The organism is Phycisphaerae bacterium (assembly GCA_018003015.1).
Classification (GTDB): Bacteria; Planctomycetota; Phycisphaerae; order UBA1845; family PWPN01; genus JAGNEZ01.
In genome coordinates, this window is the sequence record JAGNEZ010000009.1 from 1 (window position 1) to 22,177 (window position 22,177).

A 22,177-nucleotide genomic window follows, 5' to 3' on the forward strand; every position below is an offset into this window, starting at 1 on the left:
TGCCGGCCTTATCCGGAGAATCGTGTCGGCGTCCATGCCCAGGGCCTCCTGTGTTCGAGTTCCACTCGAACTACCCATCGGCTGGTCGCATGAGGTTTCTTGAGCTTTCTTAGCGTTGTAGTATTAGGGCCCTTCTTGTCAGGAGCGTTCACCATCGGCCAGTAACCGCCAAGGTAGAACACGCTCTGCGTACCGGGAAGCACCTTGTACTCGTGGACGTACAAGAGCATGCCGGTCATAACTTGCCTCATGTTGGACTTGCAGACCTGCATCCGAGTCTGCTCGCGGGCCTTGCTGAGCGACGGCAAAAGAATCGAGATCAGCAAGGCGATGATCGCCACAACGACCAGAATCTCGATCAGTGTGAATCCCCTTGAGTTGCTTCTAGCGTTCATCATAGAGTCCTTGCGTTTGCCCCAAGCCACGCCGCCCCGCCGCAGCTTAGCCGCTGACAAGCCATCACTCTCCCTCGGCACTCCTCAGGGCCACTACCGAGGCCACTCCGCGACGTCTGGCCCATCCGTCTCTCACCCGCAACTCATTATATAACCATAAGTAGGCACAGTACAGTCGCCAGATTTCATCTCGATGACCGAAATCCGCGTACCTCGATGCTCAAAAGCGGAAGCTTCACCTCCCAAGCCCCCCAGAGACAGCTCACCAATGTCGGCTTTCCGACAGCGACAAGCAGCGGGCGGCAAATGACTTAACGCGAAGACTACCCCAGCCCCAGGCGTCGACCATCCCGTCGGGCAAACACCCGACCTGACAACCGGACGGCCGCAGGCCAAGCCCACGCCTACATTCCGCCCAGCATCCCTAGTCCGCCTTCTCGGAAAACAGGGCCTCAACGAAGCTGGCCGGGTCGAAGGGCTCGATGTCGTCCGGGGTCTCGCCCAGACCGACGAACTTGACGGGAATATTGAGTTGATCGTGGATGCCGATAACGATGCCGCCCTTGGCCGAACCATCGAGTTTGGCCAGGAATAGGCCGGTGACCTTGACGTGTTCACCGAACACTTTGGCCTGGTTGATGGCGTTCTGACCAATGGTGGAATCCAGGACCAGCAGAACTTCATGCGGGGCCTCGGGCATCTTCTTCTGGACCACGCGCTGAATCTTGTTCAGCTCTCGCATGAGATGGTCCTGGGTGTGCAGTCGGCCGGCAGTGTCGAGGATGAGCACGTCGAAGCCCCGCGCGATCGCGGCCTCGCAGGCGTCGTACGCGACGGCGCCTGGGTCGGACCCCTGGTCATGCTTGACAATCTGGACCCCGAGCCGCTTGGACCATTCGGTGAGCTGGGCCACGGCCGCCGCCCGATACGTGTCGCAGGCCCCAAGAACGACCTTCTTGCCCTGCTTGGCCAGGTAGCTGCACAACTTGGCCACGCTGGTGGTTTTTCCTGAGCCGTTGACGCCGGCCACCAGGATCACGGTCGGCCCCGAGTTTGCCCAATGCAGCTGGCGATCCGCTTCCGGCCAGAATGTCACAATTCGGTTCTGCAGAAAGGGAATGATCTCCTCCGTCTGGCTGATCTCGCCGGACTTGTAGGCCTTGCGAACCTCGTCGATGAAACGGGCCGTGGCCGTTGGCCCCATGTCGTCGGCCAGCATGGTCTCCTCAAGCTGGTCGATCAGCGCATCGTCGATCTTCCGTCCGAAGGGCAGAACCGACCGGAAGCTCCGCGTGATCTTGTCGCGGGTCTTGGCAAGGCCTTTCTTGAGGCGGTCAAAAAGTCCCATCGTGCTCCTCGGAAGTCAATCGCGGCCGGCGGGGCGGGCCTCGCGAGCCATCTGACAGGCGGGGTTACGTTTCCAGATTGCGTCCAGCACGCCGTTAATGAACTGCGGGGTCTCAGCCGCCCCGAACTCTCGGCCCAACTCGACCGCCTGATCGATGATCACCCGGGCGGGAACGTCCGGCTGTTCAATCAACTCGTACAGGGCCACCCGCAGGATGTTCCGGTCCACGACCGCCATCCGGGACACGTCCCAGTGACTGCCCGCCTCGGTAATCATCTGGTCATACCGGGCGTGGGTTGCCCAGGCCCCACGGGTCAGCTGGCGGGCGTATTCGGCCGCACCGCCGTCGAGGGCCGCCTCGACCAGGAGCGGCGCCAACAGCTCGGCCACCGGCTGGTCGTCAGGCAGACGCTGGATATCCAACTGGTAGAGGCCCTGCAGGGCGATTGTCCGGGCCTGATAGCGCTGGTGTTTCATGGATCCGTTCTTGGGGGTTGGGCCAGAACTCACTTCTTCTTGGGTAACAGCTTGGCATACACGTTGACCATCTCGATGGCCGTCATGGCCGCGTCAGCGCCTTTGTTGCCAGCCTTCGCGCCCGCTCGGTTGATCGCCTGCTCGAGCGTATCCGCCGTCAAGACACCGAAGACCACGGGCATGCCCGACTCCAGTCCGACCTGGGCAATGCCCTTGGCCGCCTCGCTGGCGACGTAGTCGAAATGCGGGGTCTCGCCGCGAATCACGCAACCCAGGCAGATGACTGCGTCGAACCGGCCGCTGGCCGCCGCCTTCCTGGCGGTCATGGGCACCTCCCACGCCCCTGGCACCCAGATCACGGTGATGTCCCCGCCGGCACAACCATGGCGTTCGAGGGCATCGGTCGCCCCGCCCAGCAGTCGCGAGGAGATGAACTCGTTGAATCGGCTGACCACGATCGCAAAGCGCTGACCCTTGGCCAGCAACTCGCCCTGAATGATCCGCGGCGTTTCCGGCATGGTTCAACCACTCCAGGAAGCCCTGACGGCCGGGCTGACGCCTCCCGGCTCCCTGACTATCATCCTACCGAAAGCCGAGACCGGCTACCAGTCAACCGGCCACCCGACTGCCCCGCAAATACACCGCCGAAGGGGAACGGTCATGACTCAGGATGTCCTCGACCGGGTCGGCTGCATCCCGATGCCTCAGAGGAATGACCACTAGGTCGGCCTGTTTGCCAACCTCGATCGAGCCAACGTCGGCATCCAGCCGGAGCGCGTAGGCGCCGGCAATCGTCCCCATTTTCAGCAACTGGTTGGCGGAAAGCTGCGGATCCTGGGCCCGAAGGAACCGCAACTCCTCCAGAACCGATAGCGAGTCGTTGCTGGCCAGCGAATCCGTGCCGATGCACACATTGATGCCCCGGTCGATCATCTCGCGGTAACGATGCGGCGCGTGACCGAAAAAATGATGGGTACGTGGGCAGAACGCCACGTGACAGGTCGAGGCGGCCAACGTCTCGAGATCGCGGGTGCCTACGTGATTCACGTGAGCAAGCACCGGGCGATGCTGGAGCAGTCCCACCCGGCGGGCGTATTCCACAGGTGAGCAGCCGGGCGGCTCGAACGAGCCGTCCCATCGATTCCACCGTTCCAGCAGGTCGCGTAGCGGACCGGTGCCGTCGGTGAGGAATCGGACTTCTTCCAGCGTCTCCGCCAGGTGCGTGCACACCGGAAAACGCCGCAAGGCCAGGTACTCCGCGACATACTTGAAAAGGAGCGTGTCCACGCTGTAGGGCGCGTGCGGTGACAGCCCCACCCGCTTGATCGCCCGGAGCGCCTGCCCCCGGGGATCCTGCCTGATGAGTTCGTCCACCTCTTCGCACAGAGCCGCCTGGACGCCAAAACCCTGCCGATGAGCCTCGAACCGTCGCGGGCCCATACCCAGGATCTCAAGAAACCCCACCACGTTCACCCGGCTCCGCAGCCACTCCTCGGCCGAGGGCGGACCGTACCCGATATCCCCCAGCGTGGTCACCCCGGCCACCAGGGACCGCCGAAACCCCTCCCGGATCGCGTTCCGGAGCGTTTCGTCCGGCAGATCCGCCGAATGCAGCGCGACCACATCCTCGACCCAGTCCACGAACGTCCCCCGGAACGGCACCCGGTGGTGACAGAAGGTCAGTTCCAGATGGGTGTGAGCGTTGACGAAACCAGGAACGATGGCCACGTCACCCAGGTCCACGACCGTCGGCCCGGAACCGCGAGCGTGACCCACTTCGATGATCCGATGTCCATCAAAAACCACCATCCCGTTCTCGATCGGCGGAAGGGTGGCCGGGATGACCCAACGAGCTTTCAGCGCAGTTGCCGACATCAGGGTTCGCTCACCGCCGGAGTGCGAGTATGCCAGTCGGTGTGGACCTGGTACTCGTGGGCCGCCCGCAACAGACGATCCTCCGCGAAAGGCTTGCCCATGAGTTGTAGACCGACGGGAAGACCCGAGCCGGTCAGCCCGCACGGCATGCTCAGAGCCGGCAGGCCCGCCAGGTTGGCCGACACGGTATACACATCCATCAGATACATGGCCAGCGGATCGTTCACCTTCTCGCCCAGCCGAATCGGCGGAACCGGGGACGTCGGACAGGCAATCACGTCAACGTCCTCGAATGCCCGATCGAAATCCTGCTTGATCAGCGTGCGGACCTTGAGGGCTTTCAGGTAATAGGCGTCGTAGTACCCGCTGGACAACACATACGTGCCCAGCATGATCCGCCGCTTGACCTCCGCCCCGAACCCCTCCTCGCGGCTCGAACAGTAGACGTCGACATAGTCCTTGGGAGCGGCCGCCCTCAGGCCGTAGTGAACGCCGTCGTAACGAGCCAGGTTGCTCGATGCCTCGGCCGTCGCCACGATGTAGTAACAGGCGATGGCATACTTGAGATGGGGGAGGTGAACGGGTCGTACCTGCGCACCCGCCGCACGGTACACCTCGATCGCAGCCTCCACCAGCCTGCGGACTTCCGCATCCAACCCCTCGCCGAAGTACTCCTCCGCATACCCGACGCTCAGGCCGGCCAGGGGCTTGTCCAGGGCCGACGGATAGTCCGGCACCTCCTCATGAACGCTGGTCGAATCCCGCCAGTCCCAGCCCGCGATCTCCTTGAGCAGGCAAGCCACATCGCGAGCAGTTCGAGCCAATGGCCCAATCTGGTCCAGACTGCTCCCGTAGGCGACAAGACCGTAGCGGGAGACCCGCCCATACGTGGGCTTCAGGCCGGTGATGCCACAAAACGAGGCCGGAAGCCGTATCGAACCACCCGTGTCCGAACCCAGGCTTCCGGCGGCCATGCCCGAGGCAACCGCCACCGCCGAGCCGCCCGAACTGCCCCCCGGAACACAGTCCGTGTTCCACGGGTTCCGGGTCGCTCCGAACGCACTGTTCTCCGTGCTCGATCCCATCGCGAACTCGTCGAGGTTCGCCTTGCCAACGATCACCGCGTCAGCCGCCTTCAGTCGCTCGACAACATGAGCGCTGTACGGTGATTCGAAGTTCTCCAGTATTCTCGAAGCACACGTCGTCCGCCCCCACGACGTGCACAGGTTGTCCTTCACAATGATCGGCACACCAGCCAGCTCTCCCACCGCCTCCCCCCGCGCAATGCGGTCATCAATCGTCTGCCCGGCGGCCATCGCTCGATCACCATCGTAGCTGACCAGGGCGTGCAGTCGGGACTCTAGCCTCTCAATCCTGGCCAGGGATCTCCCCACCCACTCTCGAGAGCTGACTTGCCTCGAACGAATCGCGTCTCGCGTCTCGACCAGCGTTGACATGCTCATGAGCTTCGCTCGCCAATCGTTGCTGTCCGTTTCAGCCCCCCTCACCATGCGCCGCCACCCGACGGGAGCAAGGGGGTCCCTGCGTCTGCCCCTCAATCTCTACGCGCTGTCTTGCTCCAGCACCTTGGGCAAAGCGAAGAAAGCTCCGTCCCGCTGCGGAGCGTTCGCCAGGGCCTGGTCCGGGTTGAGGCCCGGCACGGGCACATCCTCCCGAAACACGTTGTGCACCGGCAGGGTGTGGGCGGTCGGCGGCACCTGCGATGTGTCCACCTCGTTGAGCTGCTCCATGTACTCGAGAATAGCTGAGAGCTGCTCACTGGCCTGCGCAACCTGCGCATCGCTGGGGTTGAGCCGACTCAGATAGCTGATGTGCCGCACTTCGGCTTCACTGATCTTGGCCGCCATCACGCTCCCCATCAAGACCGTCGATCCACCTACGAACTCGCCAACACCTGCGACCAGAACAGGGCCGCGCGACCAGGTATGAACTCGCCTTCGCCCACCCGGATCGTGGGAATGACAACCCACTTCTCGGGGTGACCAAGGGCGTCCTCGATGAATGCCTCCGTCTCCCGAAGCATTCGGCGGCGAATGACGACCCAGTCCTCCAGCTCGGGCCGAGGCACGCCGATCATGTCACAGCTCCTGCTCGGCCACGAGTTCGACCTTTCCGCCGCTCCAGTAACCCACGATCGAGCCGACCAAGCCGCCCGCCACGTACTCCAGCGGCAGCGGGCGGGCCAAGGCATGCGGCGGCGTTGTCGCCAGCAGCGCGTACGCCCCGCTCCCCTCGCGAGTCCAGCTCATGTCCGCCTGCAGATAACCCAGCAGATAGCCCACCAGGGCCACGATCAACGGAGCCAGCAGATAACCCCGAACATCGTCCACCCCGGTGAAATAGCGGGCCGCCATGGCGGCTAGGAACAAACCGCCGGCCACCGACGCGATAACCTGCCCGCGAGCCACCGTCGCCACGGGCGTTCGAGCGATTGTGACCCAGATGATGAACAGGCCCAGCACGGCCGTCACCGCCCAACCGGCCCATGCGGCACGCGACCTGCCACCGTTCGCTGCCCCCGGCGCCCTCTTCGGGTCCTTCGCAAGTGGCACGCCGGAACTTCCCGCCACCTCAGCCTGCTGCTCCACCCACAGCCAGCACCAAACCATCGAGACAGCTTTCCACGAACCGACCAGAATCACCGCCCACAACAGCGCGTCGATCTCCATATTCACCATCAGGGCCTTCCGCGTCGCCTCCTCCGTCCCGGCATGGTACCCTAGAACGGCCTGCATCGACCCGCCACGAATCGCCAAAGCCACCAGCCCGACCGAGGCCGCCAACAAACCGGATTCGGGCAACCGCGGCCCCGCAATCACCGTGCCCAACAGGCTCGCCACAACCGTCAAAGCCAGCATGGCCGGCCAAACGGTCCATATCGCCCGTCCACCGGTCGTATAACTCACGGCCATGTCCGGGTCCACCGGCGACGCCGCCATCCATCCAATCGTGGTCATCAGCACCACCGCCACCCCCGCGGCGGCGACGATGCGCACCTTCTCCAGGAACTTCAACGGCCCCGTAGAAACCACAGCAGTGTTCACTGTCTTATCCATGCTCCCCAGATCTCGCTTTCCTTCACCCGCGCACGTGACCGTCGCCCCGGACAACCCATTTGTACGTGGTCAGATCAGCGGCGCCCATCGGCCCTCGGGCATGAAGCTTGTCCGTGCTGATTCCGATCTCGGCACCCAACCCGTACTCGCCACCATCGCTGAATCGGGTCGAACAGTTCACCATGACATTGCCGGAATCCACGCCCGCCACGAACGCATCCGCCGATCGAATATCGCCGGTCAGGATTGCGTCTGTGTGATGCGAGCCATATCGGTTGATGTGCTCAACCGCCTCGGCCAGCGAATCGACCACCTTCACCGAGACGATCAGGTCCAGGTACTCGGCCGCCCAATCCAGGTCTGTGGCCTGCTTGACCACCGGAGATAACTCGCAGACCCGCCCGCAACCTCGTATCTCGACGCCCGCCTTGATCAGCTTCTCACAGATCGCACGGATCCGGTTGTCGCCCACATCTCTGTGGAACAGGATAGACTCGGCCGCATTGCACACCCCCGGACGCTGCGTCTTGGCGTTGAGAATGACTGCCTCGGCCATCTCCTGCGGACACGACGGTTCGACGTAAACGTGGCAGTTCCCCGTGTAGTGCTTGATCACCGGAATCCTCGACTGCTCGACGACCGCCCGGATCAACGATTCGCCTCCGCGCGGAATCACCACATCGATGCTCGCCTCTTGTCGAAGCAGCAGGGGCACCAACTGGCGGTCGGTCGTGCTCACCACTTGAACCGCCTCGGGGACAATCCCCGCCTCCGTCAGGGCCTCGGCAATAGCCGCTCCAATGGCCATGTTCGAATGGAACGACTCCTTGCCTCCCCGTAGGATGCAGGCGTTGCCGCTCCTCAGGCACAGCGAGGCGGCGTCGGAGGTGACGTTCGGCCGAGCCTCATAGATGATCGCCACAACTCCAATGGGCACGCGGAGCTTCTCGATCCGAAGCCCGTTCGGCCGTACCCACCCCCCGATTACCTGTCCCACCGGATCCGGTTGCCCGGCAACCTCGTCCACCGCCGCGGCCATCTTGGCGACCCGATCCGGATCGAGCCGAAGACGGTCGACTATGGCCGGGCTCAGTCCGCTCTCCCGGGCCTTGTCCAAATCTCTGGCGTTTTCCGCCACCAGCCGGTCGGTGTTCCGGCGAAGCGACTCGGCCATCCGCACGAGCGATTCCCTCCGCTGCCGGCCGCTGGTCAGGGCCAGAACCCGCCCCGCCCGGCGCGCCGACGCAGCCAGGGAACTCGCGTAGGATTCCAGGGATACTCCCATGACCGGCATTATAGCCTTTCGCACCCGCGACGCCATGAGTCACTTGGACTGGGGAGGCGTGGCGACCTTGACCACTCTGAAGCGCACCTTGGGCAGAGGTGGAACGACCCGAACGTCCTCGAAACCCGGCGGGAACACGAAATGCACCTCGCGCGGAATCCCCTCCCGCGAAACCGCCGGTGCGGTCTCCGTGATTGTCTTCGGCTCGGGGGCCAGATCCTCCCGTTCGATACTCACAAACGCAATCACATCCTTGTTCGTCAATACACGCGGCTTGCCGGCAGGCACAATCACTTCGATGTGCTGGACCTGGTCATCCTCGTCGGCCCACTCCACCCGGTACTCGCCCTCCGGCCGATACGACGGCCACAGCTCGCACAACGGAATCGCAGTCAGCCGGTAAGTCTCAAAACCCTGTCGGCGGGTGACCGAAATCGTCACTTGGTCCGGAACGAAGGTCACATCGAGTCCCTGCCACTTCTGCCGAGCCAACTGCTCCTCGAAACTGTCACTCGAACGGTTGCGAAGCTGCTCCTCGATCGGGAGCACCAGCCGACGCTCGGCCGAAGCGCGCTCATCGCGTTGGCTGGCCAGCAGCCGAGCCTTCACTTTGGCCGGTTCCACGCGCGGCGGGCCCTTCAACTCGTTGGCAAAAACACCGGGATCAGCCTCAAGCGTGATCTCGACTTCGACGAACCGATCCACCGTGTACCGAATGAACTCTCGGCTGAGACCGAGGACGTGCAAGCCGCGACCGGAGACCCACTTCTGCACTTCGTCGCGTACCTTGATCTCGTCGCTCCGAGTGCCCGTGGCCGGCAAGGGCAGCTTCAGCGTCAAGCCACCCCGCCCTTCCTCGATTTCGAGCTTGCCGATGGCTGCCTTCGCGCCACCCAACTTGGCGGCAACCTGAACCTTGTCCGGTGTCTCGGGCAAGGACCCCTCCATCCGCACCACGAGGTCCGAACCCGTCGGCACATTCAACCGAAGAGTGAGCTCGATATCACGCGTCTCCTGGCTGGCCAGATCGGCATAGACCCATACCAGAACAGTCAGGAACGCCGTCGCAACGATCAATTGAATCTGCGTCTTCATGCCGGAGCCGCCTCCGGGGGGCGCTTTCCAGTCGCGACATCCACGGCCGGCGCGGCACCGGGTGCGATCGGCGTTTCACCAAGCTTGCCCCCGTCACCCGAACCTCGACCGTCACCACCGGACTCTCCACGACTCTCTTCCCGAACACCGGCGACCGCGACCGGCCCTTCGCCAACCGGAGCACTGACGACCGGCTCCAGCCCCCCCTCTTCTGCCCCCTCAGGTCTGGCTCGCGTCCGGGCCAGGTGGCGACTCAGCACCCCGCCGAGCATCTCCGGGGCGATGTGAGCGTAGAGTCGGCCGTTCTCCGCGATCGAGATCGAACCGGTCTCCTCACTGACCACAACCACCACCGCGTCTGAGTCCTGGCTCAGTCCAATGGCCGCCCGGTGCCGACTGCCCATCGACCGGTCCACGCCCTCCGCGTCGCCCAACGGAAACGGGCAGGCCGCGGCGGCAATCCGATCACGCTGAATGATCACCCCGAGATCATGCAAGGCCGTTCCCGGCCAGAAAATGGCATTCAGCAGCTCCGGCGACAGCCGGGCGTCCAGCCGAACCCCCTGCTCGACGATGTTGGCGAGCCCCACGTCCCGCTCAATGGCGATCAGCGCCCCGATCTTGTTCTTGGAGAACTGAACACACGCCGCCGTCACCGGCCGCACTACCCGCTCGATCTCACTCAGCCGGTCCCGCCGCCAGCGAGTCTCTCCCAGACGCATCAGACCCCGACGAAGCTCCGGCTGAAATACAACCAGGGCTGCAAGGAACACCGTCCAGACCAATGGCCGATAGAGCACCATGATCCTGTCAAGATTGAACTTCTCGGCCAGGAATGTCACCACCAAAAAGCCGAGAACCAGCAGGATGAGCATGCCCTGCAGAAGTCGAGCCCCACGCGTTCCGTGCAGAAACCGTAGTACCGAGTAGACCACGATCCCGATCAACAGCATCTCGAAGCCGATGGTGGGCAACCCATACAAGTCCGGGCGCATCAAGCTGTTGAGATAGTCGCGAAAGTCCATGATTCACGCGCGTCAAGGGATGCAGGCACACGGCTTCCGTTGTCCCATTTGAGTATACGACACACCCAACTGGGCCGCAAACCGAAGATCGGTAAAAAAGCAATCAAGAGACCAGCAAATCACCGCTTGGCAGAGGCCCGGCGATACCGGCTCTCCAAATCCCCGATGGCCTTCTTGTTGGCGATCTTGTCGGCCCCATCCATGCGATCCACAATGAGCTTGCCGTCGAGATGATCAATCTCATGCTGCCAGATGCGGGCGACAAGACCCTCGCCCGCTAGTTCCACGCAACGTCCGGAGAGATCCTGACCCCGAAGCTTGCACCGCCGTGCCCGCCGGATGCTCACCCTGACGTCCGGGACGGACAGACAGCCCTCCTCCGCCTCGATCAGCTCGGTGAGGTCCGCCAGCTCCGGATTCACCAAAACGGCATCATCCTGCGGCTCCCCAGTCGGGTTGTAGACGAACAATCGACGAGATACGCCCACCTGAGGAGCCGCCAGTCCCACGCCCCGCTCCTCGTGCATCAGCTCCAGCATCCGCTTGACCAGGGCCTCAAGCTTCCCATCGAAGACCTCCACCCGAGCGGCCTTACGCCGCAGACGAGGGTCAGGGTACTCGATGATCCTCGTTGGGAGAGAACTCGTTACCATGGATCCTCCGCCGAACCTACGCCCCACACGCCAAACCCATGCTCCGCATCGACGCGACACCCGTCGCCAACCCCACCCACAACGACTCCACCTTGAATGCTCAGATCATTGTAGCAGCCTCTCCGCCGGCCAACAGCTACCCGCCCGCAAGCTCCAACCACACGGCCCCGTGAAGCACGGCACCCAACGACCCCGCCGCCCCGCACGGCCCCCACGCGTCAGCCACCCCGCACCGGCCACACCCAAGCCCCTTGGTGACAAACGGAGATCCCCTGCCCTGAAAATCACTCATAGCGAACTAATGAAATCTCGAATTCTAGGCCGACCTACGATGTGAAACCCACCCGCCGGACCAGCCTCGCCACCGCTTCGAGCCGATTCGGCTGTCACCGATAGGTGCGTATGACGCCAATCACCACACCTTGAATCTGGATATTCCGGACATAAATCGGCTCGTAGGCCGAGTTTGCAGGCTGCAACCGAACGCGATTCTTCTCTCGATAGAACTTCTTGAGCGTTGCCTCCCCATCCGGCAGAAGCGCTACCACCGTTTCTCCGTCACGGGCCGACTCGCGGCGCTCGACCACAACCAGGTCACCATCACGAATCTGCTCGTCAATCATGCTATCGCCGCGAACCTTCAGCACAAACGCCCCTCGCGGCGCGTGAAACACCTCTCCCAGGTCAACCGTCTCTTCGTTCTCGATCGCTTCGATCGGCAAGCCCGCTGCGATGTGCCCGACCATCCGAAGCCGCGAACTCGGCTCATCCGGGAACTCCACCCGCGACGTAAGCTCCAAAGAGCGTGCCCTGTGTCGCGAATGACGCAAGAGCCCCTTCTTTTCGAGAGCGCCCACGTGCTCGAACACGGTAACCTTGCTGACGTCGAGGACATCGGCCAATTCTTGCATCGTCGGGGAATAGCCATTCTTGCGCTGAAAATCGCGGATCAGCGTCAAGATGCGGAGCTGCTTCGGTGTCAACCGGGAAGAACCCACGCTTGATCGACTTGACATGGCTTGTCTCCATCCGTGGCCAGACCGGCCGGTCCAGGAGTCCGCTCAGTCCGTCAGGACCCACCACCACCAGCGGCCAAACCTCACCTCCCGGCGAGCTCCGCCCCCCATCGACTCGGCCCATGCCGAGATACCTCGCCAGAAATCTGGCTGCCCGCTCCACCCGCGAAATGGCCCCATCAAACCGCCCTAATTCCACCGCCCCAACCAGTTCACGCCGCCCGGTCGCATCGCTGACCACCCCCAGTCCGTCCGAGGCAATCACCTGCCTAAAGACCCCGCCTGGACCCAAAACGCAAAGCGGCAACCCGTCGCCAACCATCTGCGTGCCCATCGTGCCCGCCTCCTTGCGGTTCTCGCTCAGACGCCACCGCCACAGCAGCGACGCATCCTCACCCTTGCTGCCACGTCCTCGGCCCCGCCAACCACGTGTTGCTTCGATCATGAGTATACCCTAACATAGACCGAACGTCAAGCCCGAAAACCACTTTTCCGCACAAAGAGCCACACCGGCTTTCCAGGGATGGAGGCTCATGCCATATCTGGTGGGCCATCGTCCTAACGGCCACAAGGCGTAGCGTATATCGGCCGACCGCCAGAAAGCTCTTGACCACCCGAATGGCCGCCTCCGTCTCGCGACATTATCGGAACTTCGGCGCCATTCCATCCACCGCTGAAACCCGTCCAGGTGGTTTCCATCTCGACCGGAATAGGCCACAATAAAGCAGCCGTGGCGCTCACCAGGAAGACGCCACTGGCCAGCGAGGACCACACCCCATGTGCCGCGTCACAACCCTATCTGAGACCCTTGTAGTTCTTTTAGCTTGTACGATGCACTACGGCCATGCCCAGCCGACCACCGGACCCGCCAGTCAACCGGCCACCGGCCCTGTCATCCAGGGCATGGTCCTCAACGAGAGCGGGGGCGGAATCGCCAGGGCAACCGTCCGCATCGAGTCGCTGGATGCGGCGGCCGATGATCCCCCCTTGGTCGAGGTCGTGAGCAACTCGACAGGCGACATCTCCGCCCAACTGCCTCGCCCCCTGCAGGGCTCCGTTCGCGTTCGCGTCCACATGGACGGCTTCAACGACTTCGTCGACGAATACGACGTCTCCGACCCCGAAAACCCACCCTTCATCGACGCAACGTTGACCGGAACGGCCGTCCTCACTGGTCGAGTCAGCGCCGCGGCCACCGGCAAGCCTCTCGCCGGAGTCGCGGTCCGCTGTGAGACCGGCTTGCGTTCGCTCAATGCCCAGACCGATACCGACGGGGAGTTCTCCTTCACCAACGTGACTCGGGGCAACGCGACCTTGACTTTCACCGCCGAAGGCTTCGGCATCGAGCGGCGCATCGTCGGTATCATGACCAACCACGCCAAAACCGACATCCAGCTTCGCCCGGAACGTGCAGTCGAAGTCAACGTGGAAGACAACCTCGGCAAGCCGGCCGCCGCCGTGGCCATCGAAGCCCTCATCGAGCCCAGCAGCGACTACATCGAGGCAACCACCGACGCTAACGGCCGTGCCAGGCTCAAAGGCGTTCATCTCGAGGCAACCGCTATCCAGTTCCGCCTCAACGGCGACCGCTACGTCCGCAACCGCGAGTTCGTCAAGTCCATCACCATGCCCGACCCGACCACGCAGCCTGAAGAGCCGCTCTTGGTCACACGACGGCTTACCGTGCGAATCGCCGCGAGAATGACCGGCAAGGTGGTCAATGCCGCTGGTGAGCCTGTGAGTGGCACCCGCGTGTTCGTGGGCAAGCAGCTTCGCCCGGATATGCCGACCACGTGGACGGACGACGAGGGCAAGTACGAACTCGCCCGCCTGGAGCCCGGCTTCAGCATCGTCTCCTTCCAGCATCTCGACTACGCCACCTCCATCCGCGAATGTCGCCTGCCGCCCGATCAGGTGACCACCTTAGACGCCAAGCTGTTGCCGGGAAAACCACTCGGCGGAACGATCGTCGACAACAAGGGCAGGCCCGTGGGCGCGGTCTTCGTCTCGGCCGACTCGTGGAAAGGCTATGAGACCCTCGGTCTGCGTCTGCTGACCGGCGACGACGGCCGGTTCGGTTTTGACAACGCACCAGACGGCGAAATCGAGTTCAGCTTCGTCAAACCGGGCTTCGGCCCGCCCGTCACACAAACCCTTGCTGCAGGCAAGAGCGACTACCGCATCGTCCTCAAGGAGGAAGCGGTGGCCGCGGACAACTCCGGCGCTGAGGCCAAAATCCAGACCGGCGATGCCATGCCCGATCTGGCCGTCACCGATACCGACGGCATGCAGTACAAACTCGCCGATCTCCGAGGCAAGTACGTCTTCCTCGATTGCTGGGCCAGTTGGTGCGGCCCGTGTGTCGCCGAGATCCCCAACCTGAAGGCGCTGCGCGAGGCCACCAGAGACCGGACCGATTTCCTGCTCCTCGGCATCAGCCTGGACCGTGACCGCGATGCCTTCAAGGCGGCCATCAAGAAACACGGCATGGACTGGCCACAGGTCTTCGGCCCCAAATCCGGCGGCACGGAAGTCTTCGAGGCGCTCAACGGCGTGGGCATCCCCTACACCTGCCTGATCGGTCCGGATGGCAAGATCCTCGCTCAGAACATCCGCGGACCCGACACGGTCGACGAGGTCAAGAAACACTTGCCGAAGAAGAGAGAATAGCACCCCGCGGCCGGCGATCCGCAGCCCGCTCCTCGTCCAAGGAGACGCTTGGCAACCGGCGCGTTTTCGGCGATAGTGCCGCTATGGCATCGCTCATGGTGGAGAAGCAGGTTGGCACCGTCCGGCTTCAGGGCTTCAGTCTGGCCGGCGAAGAGAACGTCATCGCCGCGCCCGAGCTGAACGTGGCCTTCGACGTCGGCCGGGCCCCCCGCGAAGTGGTCGCCATGGACCACGTGTGCCTCAGCCACGGACACATGGATCACGCCGCCGGTCTGGCCTACTACTTCTCCCAGCGCAACTTCCAGGACATGCCTGCCGGCACCGTGCTCGTCCAAAACAAGCTCGTCGGGCCGATCCAGGACCTGATGCGAGTCTGGGCGCGAATCGAAGGCCACCTTTCACCCCACAACGTGGTCGGCGTGGACGAGGACGAAGACTACGAGGTGCGCCGTGGACTGGTGGTGCGGCCCTTCCGCGTCCGGCATCCCGGCCCAACCCTGGGCTTCTCTCTCATCGAGGTCCGCAAGAAACTCAAGCCCGAGTACGCGGAGCTGTCCGGACCGCAAATCGTCGATCTCAAAAGGGCCGGCAAGGAAATCGAGTACCGGCTCGAAGTACCCAAGGTCGCCTTCTGCGGCGACACCCAGGCCGGACCATTCCTCGATCACGACCACGTCCGTAACGCCGAAGTAATCATCCTGGAATGCACCTTCTTCGAACCGGATCACCTCGATCGCGCTCGCAAGGGCCAGCACACCCACGTCCAGGATCTGCCCGCCATCATGGAGCGGCTCCGCAACCCGCACGTGGTCATCAGCCACATTACCCGGCGAACCTTTATGCACGAGGTGAAGCAGACCCTGCAGCGAATGCTCAAGCCGGTGGATCTCGAACGAATCACCATCCTCATGGATCGCCCGCGGCGAACGCAGCCTCCGATGGAAAAACCGGCAAGCCTCCAGGGCGGTCAGAACGCTGACCGAGGCAAGCCCCAAGCCACCCGCGATGGCTGAGCCTCCCTCAGCCGGCCCGCACCGAACGCAGGCCTCCTTCACGCCGCCAGCATGACCGCCCGGGTCTTCTCCAACGCCGTCCTGGCCACGACCGCCGGATCCTGCCGGTAATACTCGGGATTGAATAGCTCAATCGACAGCGGTCCGGGATACCCGATCGCCCGCAGGTCACGGAACAACTGCTTGAGCGGCGCAATGCCGTCGCCCGGGTAGACCCGATCCTTGTCACCTATCTTCTCACGAGGCGGATCGGCCGGATAATCGTTGAGATGAAACCCGCCCAAGATCGCCGGATTCACCAGCCGGATACTCGACAGCGCCGATCCGCCTTTGTAGAGGTGGTACACATCGGCCAGCACGGTCGCCTTGGGATGGTGGGCCTCCAGAGCCACGAGTATCGCCTGCCCCAACCGGTGGAGAAAACCCGCCGCCCCCCAGATCTCCAGAGCGGGCAGAACCCCCTCCCGTTCGCCCAGCTCCAGTAGCTCACGGTATCGCTCGGCCGCTCTCAACGGGTCCACGTTCTTCACATCGCCAAGCGGCGGGGCGGCCAGGTACAGCCCACCAATCCGGGCAAGCTGACCCATCCGTCGCTTGGCCTCCTCAAACGCCCTCGACCGCTTGCCCTCGTCGTCAACCATCCACTCGAAGAAAGCGATCGCTCCGGTGACGGCCAGCCCCCGATCCTGCAACCGCTTGGCCAGATCACTGAGCGAACCACCCCCCTCCACGTGCCGATCCAGTTCATCAACCCAGGGCTCAATCCCGCCGTACCCGGCCCGGGCCGCGATGTCGACGACCTGGGCAATCGGCACCTTGTGTCCCCGCAAGGTGCTTGTGTTCAGGCTGATGCGGTACTCGCGCGGCGGACCACCGGCGGACCGGTCCCCATCACTCTCCACAACCGCTACACCGGGTACAGCCGCCAGAGCCCCACCCACCGCGCCACCCGCCAGAACCTGCCGCCGCGTCAGCTCAATCCCCATGATCTGCACTCCCCAATCGCCAGCCGTGTCTCCCTTTCCCAAAGCCGCCAGGGTAGAATAACCGCTCAACAGGATACGCCCAAGACCGAAGGAGCGACCATGCCCAGAAATGACACCAGGAACGTTCGTCTGGCCTACGGCAAAACCGGCCTGAAGGTCACCGTCCCGGCCAGCGCCGTCGTCATCGAACCCCAATATGTCCCCGGCCTGCCCAACGAACGGGCCGCCCTCATCGAAGCCCTACGCGGCCCGATCGAAAGCCCCCCACTCCGCGAACGGGTCAAGCCCGGCCAGCGGGTCGCCATTGTCCACACCGATATCACGCGGGCAACCCCCAACGAACGCATTCTGCCCCCCCTGCTCGCCGAACTCGAGGCAGCCGGCATCCGACGGTCAGACATCTTCCTGCTCAACGCCCTGGGCACCCATCGGGAACAGACACCCAACGAACTCAAGACCATGCTCGGCCCGGAAATCGTCGCCAACTACCGCTGCCTCCAGCACAACGGCAACGACGACGCAAACCTGGTCAAGGTCGGCCGCACACGCTTCGGCCACTATATCCGAGTCAACCGCCAGTACATGGAGGCCGATGTCCGTATCCTCACCGGCTTCATCGAGCCCCACTTCTTTGCCGGCTTCAGCGGCGGACCCAAGGGCGTCCTGCCCAGCATCGCCGGCGCCGAGAGCGTGCTCGACAACCACGGAGCCAAAATGGTCGGCCATCCGAAAGCCACCTGGGGCATCACCGAAGGCAACCCCATCTGGGAAGAGATGCTCGAAGCCGCCACCATGACCAAGCCGACCTTCCTGCTCAACGTCACCATGAACCGGGATAAGCAGATCACCGGGGTCTTCGCGGGCAAGCTCCTGGCCGCCCACCAGGCCGGTACCGCGTTCGTCAAGAAGTGCGCCATGGCCCCCGTGCCCGCGCCGTTCGACGTGGTCATCACCAGCAACTCGGGCTACCCGCTCGACCTCAATCTGTATCAGTCAGTCAAGGGGATGTCTGCCGCCGCTCAGGTCGTCCGCCAAGGCGGGAGCATCATCATCGCCTCGCAGTGCTGGGACGGCATCCCCGAGCACGGCCAGTTCGGACGCATGCTCCGCGAATCCAAGAGTGCGGCCGATGCCCTCGCCCACATCGAGGCCCCCGACTTCCCCGGCTGCATGGACCAGTGGCAAGTGCAAACCCAGACCCGCATCCTGCAGAAGGCCGACATCTACGTCCGGGCCGACGGCCTGACCGACGAGCAGATCACCCAGTGCCTGTTGAAACCGTGTCACAAGATCGAGGATACGCTGGCCGCACTCCAGGCCAAGAACGGCGGCCACCCCCTGACCATCTGCGTACTACCGGAAGGGCCACTGACCATTCCGTACGTCTCGGCCTGAAGGTGCGATCCGGTTCGATCCAGAGAGATGGTGACCCCGCCCGACAACGGCCATCCAGATCCTGTCTCCGCCGCGGTCTCATGACCACCCCCCGAACACGATGCTCTGCGCCCATACTGACATCCTGCGTCTTCCGCCTCGCGAATCCGACGCGGCACGCCGCCCTCACCCGATCATCCGCCCTACCGTCGCCACGACCGTGCAAACGGTGATCCCCATGATCACCGGCATGATCGCGGCCACCAGCGTCCACTTGCGGCTCTTGGTCTCCTTGTAGATCGTCCAGATCGTCGTGCCGCAGGGGTTGTGCAGCAGGGCAAACAACATCAGGCACACGGCGGTCAGCAGCGACCAGCCGTGCTGGTCAACCAGCAGACTGCGCAGGACAACATCATTCGCCATCTCGGTCATCTTCCCGCTGCTGAGATAGACCATGATCATGGTCGGTACGACGATCTCATTGGCCGGAATGGCAATCACGTAGGCCAGGAGAATCACGCCGTCCAGCCCCATCATGAAACCCAACGGCTCCAAGGCCCGGGCGCAGTGGATGGCCAGACTCGTACCGCCGATCTCGATGTTGCCCAGAGTCCAGATCACCGCCCCCGCCGGGGCGGACACCCACACCGCCCGCATCAGCACAAAAAACGTCCGGTCAATCAGCGAAGTGTACAGGATCTGTAGGAAGCCCGGCCGTCGGTACGGGGGCAGCTCCAGGGCAAACGCCGAGGCTTCACCTCGCAGGGCCGTCCGCGACAGCACCCACGACGTCGCCAGCGTGAACGCCACCCCCAGCAGAACGATGGCAAGGACTGCCCCGGCCGCCGCAACCGACACGAGTTCCGGACGGAACGATGCCCCCACGAACACCGTCGCCAACATGATGATCGTGGGAAACCGCCCGTTGCAGATCATGAAGTTGTTGGTCAGAACGGCAATCAGCCGCTCGCGAGGCGAGTCGATGATCCGGCAAGCGGTCACGCCCGCCGCATTGCACCCAAAACCCATGGCCATGGTCAGCGATTGTTTGCCGTGTGCCCCGGCCTTCTTGAACAGCCAATCCAGGTTGAACGCCACCCGCGGCAAATAACCGAAGTCCTCCAGAATCGTCCACATCGGGAAGAAAATGGCCATCGGCGGAAGCATCACGCTCACCACCCAAGCCATGCACAGGTACACACCGTCCACCAGTACGCCCGTTAGCCACCACGGAGCATCAACCAGATCGAACCCGCGATGCAGGAGCGTACCGACGCTCATCGTCAGAAACGCAGGCGGGTGCTGAACGCCAAGGTAGTCTTTCAGCCACTCGCAGAGACCATTCTCATCGATCAACAGGCCAGCGATGAACTTGGACGGCACATTCGCCCCGACAACCGTCAGCCAGAACACGACCGCCAGCAGACCGAGCATGATCGGCAGGCCGAACACCCGCGAGGTCACAATCCGGTCAATCGTTCGATCCAGCTTGACTGATCCGCCTTCAACCTTGCGTACCGCTCGCCGGGCAATGCGACGAGCATCTTTGTACAGGCTCTCAACCAGTTGGTCGCGGAATCGCTCGCCAAGCTGGCGCTGCAACTGGTCCGCCCGAGCGATGAGTCCCTGCGGAGTGACTGGGGTACCTTGCTCGCTCATTGGCCACCCTCCAGGGCAACCTTGCGGCTCTTGCGCTCCACCGGCCTGGCCTGCTCGGAAACCACTCTCTGAAGCTGATTGTCGAGCAGCGCCTGGCGCACAGAATGATCTCCTTCAAGCAGCCGATAGGCTACCCACCGCGGATTGGGCACGCCGGGAACCACACTCTTGATCAGGGGCAGCAACTCCTCCACCGCCTCCCGCAGCCCCTCCGGCGGCGGCGGGCAGCGCGGCGTCGGTACGATCTCGCCGGCCACCACTCCCGAAACGGCCTCCAGCAATTCCGGCAAGCCGCCCCCGGTCCTGGCGGTGGCGAGCACGACCGGTACGCCCAGGTCCAAGGCCAGCCGCCCGCCATCCACGCTCAAGCCCTTCCGCGCCGCCTCGTCCATCAGGTTGACGCAGACCACGACCTTGTCCGTGATCTCCATCACCTGAAACACAAGGTTGAGGTTCCGCTCCAGCACCGTGGCGTCAGCCACGACGATCGTGCAGTCCGGCCGGCCGAACAGCAGAAAGTCGCGGGCCACCTCCTCGTCCTGCGAAGCCGACAGCAGCGAGTAGGTGCCCGGCAAGTCCACCAGCTTGTAGCGCACGTCGCGGTGGACAAACCCGCCCTCCGCCCGACTCACCGTCTTGCCTGGCCAGTTGCCGGTATGCTGCCTCAGACCCGTCAGGGTGTTGAAAACCGTGGATTTGCCGGTGTTCGGATTCCCCGCCAGAGCGACGACCTTGTCATAGCAGCTCACATCCAGGCCAAGCCGGGCTATGGCGAACGCGGATCGAGCCTGGGGTTCCTGCTGACTACTCATGCTCCGTCCCATCATCACCGGCGTAATCTCGGACCCAAACCTTGTCCGCCTGCTCGCGGCGAAGTGAAACCAGACTGCCACGAACCCGGAACGCCCGTGGATCGCGGAACAGACCACGCAGCTCCGGCTGAACAATCGCTCCGCTGGTCAGACCAAGATCCAGAAGCCGCCGCCGCCCGAAACCACGATACCGATCGTCGATCCCCACAACCTCGACTTCCTGGCCGTCAGGCACGTCCGCCAGTCGAGTCAAACCCGTTGTATCCAGCCGGTCCCCAACCGGCACAACCGGGCCAACCTCAATACGGGCGGCCGCCAGCGGCGCAAGCCGATACTCCCCCTGCACGTCCATGACCACAACCCGAGTGGAGTCTCGACTCACCACCCGCACGACCTGACCCGGCCTCAACCCCTCGGCAATGATCTGACTGAAAACCACCTCCGGCTCATCCTCGATGTGCAGAATCCGCACCGGCTCGTCGCCGGCCCACTCGCTGAGCGGCATGCCACGCACAGGCTCAACTTCACCACTCGCCCGGGGAATGGGGTCACCGTGCGGATCAGCCTGCGGATATCCCATGTGAGCGTCGAGAACATCCAGTTCCTCTGGCGTCAGTCGGTGCTCGGCCCGGTGGGCCGCGTGGTGGATGGCATCCAACGGCATGGCCGCCTCGTCAGCCAAGTAACGCTCCCAGAGCCGATGAGCCCGCATGACCTGCAATCCGACCCGCTTGCCCTCCGTGGTCAACCGCAAGACCTCCGCAACCGATCGCACCAGACCGGCCGCCTCCATCTGGCCTATCAACCGCTGCCGGCCAGGCAGAGATAGCCCCAGGACCCCGCCCAGCGAGTCCACCGTCGCATAACCTCCCCCCTGCTCGCAATCCAGCATGTGCTTCAACGCGTCCTCGAACCTCGACCGCTCACGCAACTGACGCCAAGCCCGCCACCGGTCGCGCAGCAGAAAGCCCGCCAGCGCCCCACACGAGACGAACAGGACAACGAGAACCAGAACCCGACCAGTCCAGTCGACCATGACTGCCTCAGATCAGGACAACCCATGGTGAGTGTAGGCCCGAGAATAGGGTTGTCAAACGGCTTCCCGCAGAGAGGGTGAGGTAAGACCATCGCAAGATGACCGACCTGGAGCGTCAACTCCCCGGCAAGCATACGCTCCCACCGTGTTCGACGACAACGACTACTTCAGCATCCTCCGTATCAGCGATTCCTCGGTCGGCAGCCCTTGGCGCAACCCGACTCGGGCCAGCCGCGGGGTGGCCATGAACGGCAATCGATGGGCCTACTTCGTGACCCAGACCGACGACGACCATCGGACAACACCCGGCTAAAAGGCCCAACCTCCACCGCGCGACCATCGGCGGTCGGCGAAGCTCCTCTCCGTCACTGTCCGACCGAC

Annotated in this window: 22 protein-coding genes; 4 read left to right on the forward strand and 18 right to left on the reverse strand. The window is 63.5% G+C overall.

The window, feature by feature from the left end:
• Nucleotides 1-8 precede the first annotated feature (8 nt).
• From KA354_05875 to lexA, 14 genes are all read right to left on the reverse strand, one after another.
• Nucleotides 9-398 carry a prepilin-type N-terminal cleavage/methylation domain-containing protein gene (locus tag KA354_05875; GenBank protein ID MBP7934160.1) on the reverse strand — a complete coding sequence of 130 codons (390 nt, stop codon included), beginning with the start codon at nt 396-398 and terminating at the stop codon, nt 9-11.
• A gap of 421 nt (nt 399-819) precedes the next feature.
• Nucleotides 820-1,743, reverse strand: coding sequence for a signal recognition particle-docking protein FtsY (gene ftsY, locus KA354_05880; protein ID MBP7934161.1), 924 nt, complete (start codon nt 1,741-1,743; stop codon nt 820-822).
• Nucleotides 1,744-1,758: 15 nt separating this feature from the next.
• Complete coding sequence (gene nusB / locus KA354_05885) at nt 1,759-2,220, reverse strand: transcription antitermination factor NusB (GenBank protein ID MBP7934162.1); 462 nt, start codon at nt 2,218-2,220, stop codon at nt 1,759-1,761.
• A 29-nt stretch (nt 2,221-2,249) separates the two neighbouring features.
• Complete coding sequence (locus KA354_05890; protein ID MBP7934163.1) at nt 2,250-2,738, reverse strand: 6,7-dimethyl-8-ribityllumazine synthase; 489 nt, start codon at nt 2,736-2,738, stop codon at nt 2,250-2,252.
• Between the two features lie 91 nt (nt 2,739-2,829).
• Nucleotides 2,830-4,095 (reverse strand): amidohydrolase family protein, encoded by a 1,266-nt coding sequence (locus KA354_05895; GenBank protein ID MBP7934164.1) that lies wholly within the window; start codon nt 4,093-4,095, stop codon nt 2,830-2,832.
• Nucleotides 4,095-5,552, reverse strand: a complete 1,458-nt coding sequence (gatA, locus tag KA354_05900; GenBank protein MBP7934165.1) for an Asp-tRNA(Asn)/Glu-tRNA(Gln) amidotransferase subunit GatA — start codon at nt 5,550-5,552, stop codon at nt 4,095-4,097. Before gatA ends, KA354_05895 begins: the two co-directional genes overlap by 1 nt.
• Before the next feature lie 105 nt (nt 5,553-5,657).
• Complete coding sequence (gatC, locus tag KA354_05905) at nt 5,658-5,963, reverse strand: Asp-tRNA(Asn)/Glu-tRNA(Gln) amidotransferase subunit GatC (protein MBP7934166.1); 306 nt, start codon at nt 5,961-5,963, stop codon at nt 5,658-5,660.
• A gap of 29 nt (nt 5,964-5,992) precedes the next feature.
• Entirely contained in the window at nt 5,993-6,193 is a 201-nt protein-coding gene (locus KA354_05910) for a hypothetical protein (GenBank protein ID MBP7934167.1), read from the reverse strand.
• Between the two features lies 1 nt (nt 6,194).
• Complete coding sequence (locus tag KA354_05915; protein ID MBP7934168.1) at nt 6,195-7,172, reverse strand: hypothetical protein; 978 nt, start codon at nt 7,170-7,172, stop codon at nt 6,195-6,197.
• A gap of 22 nt (nt 7,173-7,194) precedes the next feature.
• Complete coding sequence (locus tag KA354_05920; protein ID MBP7934169.1) at nt 7,195-8,457, reverse strand: glutamate-5-semialdehyde dehydrogenase; 1,263 nt, start codon at nt 8,455-8,457, stop codon at nt 7,195-7,197.
• Nucleotides 8,458-8,496: 39 nt separating this feature from the next.
• Entirely contained in the window at nt 8,497-9,552 is a 1,056-nt protein-coding gene (locus KA354_05925; GenBank protein ID MBP7934170.1) for a hypothetical protein, read from the reverse strand.
• A complete protein-coding gene (gene cdaA / locus KA354_05930; GenBank protein MBP7934171.1) occupies nt 9,549-10,577 on the reverse strand; it encodes a diadenylate cyclase CdaA in 1,029 nt (342 codons plus the stop codon). The genes KA354_05925 and cdaA overlap by 4 nt, the downstream gene beginning before the upstream one ends.
• A 119-nt stretch (nt 10,578-10,696) precedes the next feature.
• The gene (gene def / locus KA354_05935; protein MBP7934172.1) at nt 10,697-11,230 is read right to left on the reverse strand and encodes a peptide deformylase; all 534 of its coding nucleotides are present in this window, start codon (nt 11,228-11,230) and stop codon (nt 10,697-10,699) included.
• Between the two features lie 386 nt (nt 11,231-11,616).
• Nucleotides 11,617-12,189 (reverse strand): transcriptional repressor LexA, encoded by a 573-nt coding sequence (gene lexA / locus KA354_05940; GenBank protein ID MBP7934173.1) that lies wholly within the window; start codon nt 12,187-12,189, stop codon nt 11,617-11,619.
• Nucleotides 12,190-13,023: 834 nt separating this feature from the next.
• Between lexA and KA354_05945 the strand changes: the two genes are divergently transcribed.
• Both KA354_05945 and KA354_05950 read left to right on the forward strand, forming a co-directional pair.
• On the forward strand, nt 13,024-14,916 hold the full coding sequence (locus tag KA354_05945) for a carboxypeptidase regulatory-like domain-containing protein (protein ID MBP7934174.1): 1,893 nt from the start codon (nt 13,024-13,026) through the stop codon (nt 14,914-14,916).
• 83 nt (nt 14,917-14,999) lie between these two features.
• Nucleotides 15,000-15,929: a hypothetical protein gene (locus KA354_05950; GenBank protein ID MBP7934175.1), complete on the forward strand. Its 930-nt coding sequence runs from the start codon at nt 15,000-15,002 to the stop codon at nt 15,927-15,929.
• Between the two features lie 38 nt (nt 15,930-15,967).
• On the opposite strand, the gene KA354_05955 is transcribed toward KA354_05950, so the two are convergent.
• A complete protein-coding gene (locus tag KA354_05955; protein MBP7934176.1) occupies nt 15,968-16,915 on the reverse strand; it encodes a sugar phosphate isomerase/epimerase in 948 nt (315 codons plus the stop codon).
• 99 nt (nt 16,916-17,014) lie between these two features.
• Between KA354_05955 and larA the strand changes: the two genes are divergently transcribed.
• Complete coding sequence (larA, locus tag KA354_05960; GenBank protein MBP7934177.1) at nt 17,015-18,310, forward strand: nickel-dependent lactate racemase; 1,296 nt, start codon at nt 17,015-17,017, stop codon at nt 18,308-18,310.
• A 165-nt stretch (nt 18,311-18,475) separates the two neighbouring features.
• Here larA and KA354_05965 read toward each other — a convergent pair whose 3' ends face one another.
• Genes KA354_05965 through KA354_05975 form a run of 3 tightly spaced genes read right to left on the reverse strand, consistent with a single transcriptional unit; the run spans nt 18,476 to nt 21,796 of the window.
• Nucleotides 18,476-19,948 (reverse strand): ferrous iron transporter B, encoded by a 1,473-nt coding sequence (locus KA354_05965; protein MBP7934178.1) that lies wholly within the window; start codon nt 19,946-19,948, stop codon nt 18,476-18,478.
• Nucleotides 19,945-20,760, reverse strand: coding sequence for a 50S ribosome-binding GTPase (locus tag KA354_05970; protein MBP7934179.1), 816 nt, complete (start codon nt 20,758-20,760; stop codon nt 19,945-19,947). Before KA354_05970 ends, KA354_05965 begins: the two co-directional genes overlap by 4 nt.
• On the reverse strand, nt 20,753-21,796 hold the full coding sequence (locus KA354_05975; GenBank protein MBP7934180.1) for a DtxR family transcriptional regulator: 1,044 nt from the start codon (nt 21,794-21,796) through the stop codon (nt 20,753-20,755). The genes KA354_05970 and KA354_05975 overlap by 8 nt, the downstream gene beginning before the upstream one ends.
• Nucleotides 21,797-21,941: 145 nt before the next feature.
• Here KA354_05975 and KA354_05980 point away from each other — a divergent pair, with 145 nt between their 5' ends.
• On the forward strand, nt 21,942-22,109 hold the full coding sequence (locus tag KA354_05980) for a hypothetical protein (protein ID MBP7934181.1): 168 nt from the start codon (nt 21,942-21,944) through the stop codon (nt 22,107-22,109).
• The last annotated feature ends 68 nt before the right edge of the window (nt 22,110-22,177 follow it).

Coding starts and splice junctions, on each gene's coding strand:
- KA354_05875 (MBP7934160.1), bottom strand. CDS start 398: ATGATGAACGCTAGAAGCAACTCAAGGGGATTCACACTGATCGAGATT.
- ftsY (MBP7934161.1), bottom strand. CDS start 1,743: ATGGGACTTTTTGACCGCCTCAAGAAAGGCCTTGCCAAGACCCGCGAC.
- nusB (MBP7934162.1), bottom strand. CDS start 2,220: ATGAAACACCAGCGCTATCAGGCCCGGACAATCGCCCTGCAGGGCCTC.
- KA354_05890 (MBP7934163.1), bottom strand. CDS start 2,738: ATGCCGGAAACGCCGCGGATCATTCAGGGCGAGTTGCTGGCCAAGGGT.
- KA354_05895 (MBP7934164.1), bottom strand. CDS start 4,095: ATGTCGGCAACTGCGCTGAAAGCTCGTTGGGTCATCCCGGCCACCCTT.
- gatA (MBP7934165.1), bottom strand. CDS start 5,552: ATGTCAACGCTGGTCGAGACGCGAGACGCGATTCGTTCGAGGCAAGTC.
- gatC (MBP7934166.1), bottom strand. CDS start 5,963: ATGGCGGCCAAGATCAGTGAAGCCGAAGTGCGGCACATCAGCTATCTG.
- KA354_05910 (MBP7934167.1), bottom strand. CDS start 6,193: ATGATCGGCGTGCCTCGGCCCGAGCTGGAGGACTGGGTCGTCATTCGC.
- KA354_05915 (MBP7934168.1), bottom strand. CDS start 7,172: ATGGATAAGACAGTGAACACTGCTGTGGTTTCTACGGGGCCGTTGAAG.
- KA354_05920 (MBP7934169.1), bottom strand. CDS start 8,457: ATGGGAGTATCCCTGGAATCCTACGCGAGTTCCCTGGCTGCGTCGGCG.
- KA354_05925 (MBP7934170.1), bottom strand. CDS start 9,552: ATGAAGACGCAGATTCAATTGATCGTTGCGACGGCGTTCCTGACTGTT.
- cdaA (MBP7934171.1), bottom strand. CDS start 10,577: ATGGACTTTCGCGACTATCTCAACAGCTTGATGCGCCCGGACTTGTAT.
- def (MBP7934172.1), bottom strand. CDS start 11,230: ATGGTAACGAGTTCTCTCCCAACGAGGATCATCGAGTACCCTGACCCT.
- KA354_05945 (MBP7934174.1), top strand. CDS start 13,024: ATGTGCCGCGTCACAACCCTATCTGAGACCCTTGTAGTTCTTTTAGCT.
- KA354_05950 (MBP7934175.1), top strand. CDS start 15,000: ATGGCATCGCTCATGGTGGAGAAGCAGGTTGGCACCGTCCGGCTTCAG.
- KA354_05955 (MBP7934176.1), bottom strand. CDS start 16,915: ATGGGGATTGAGCTGACGCGGCGGCAGGTTCTGGCGGGTGGCGCGGTG.
- larA (MBP7934177.1), top strand. CDS start 17,015: ATGCCCAGAAATGACACCAGGAACGTTCGTCTGGCCTACGGCAAAACC.
- KA354_05965 (MBP7934178.1), bottom strand. CDS start 19,948: ATGAGCGAGCAAGGTACCCCAGTCACTCCGCAGGGACTCATCGCTCGG.
- KA354_05970 (MBP7934179.1), bottom strand. CDS start 20,760: ATGAGTAGTCAGCAGGAACCCCAGGCTCGATCCGCGTTCGCCATAGCC.
- KA354_05975 (MBP7934180.1), bottom strand. CDS start 21,796: ATGGTCGACTGGACTGGTCGGGTTCTGGTTCTCGTTGTCCTGTTCGTC.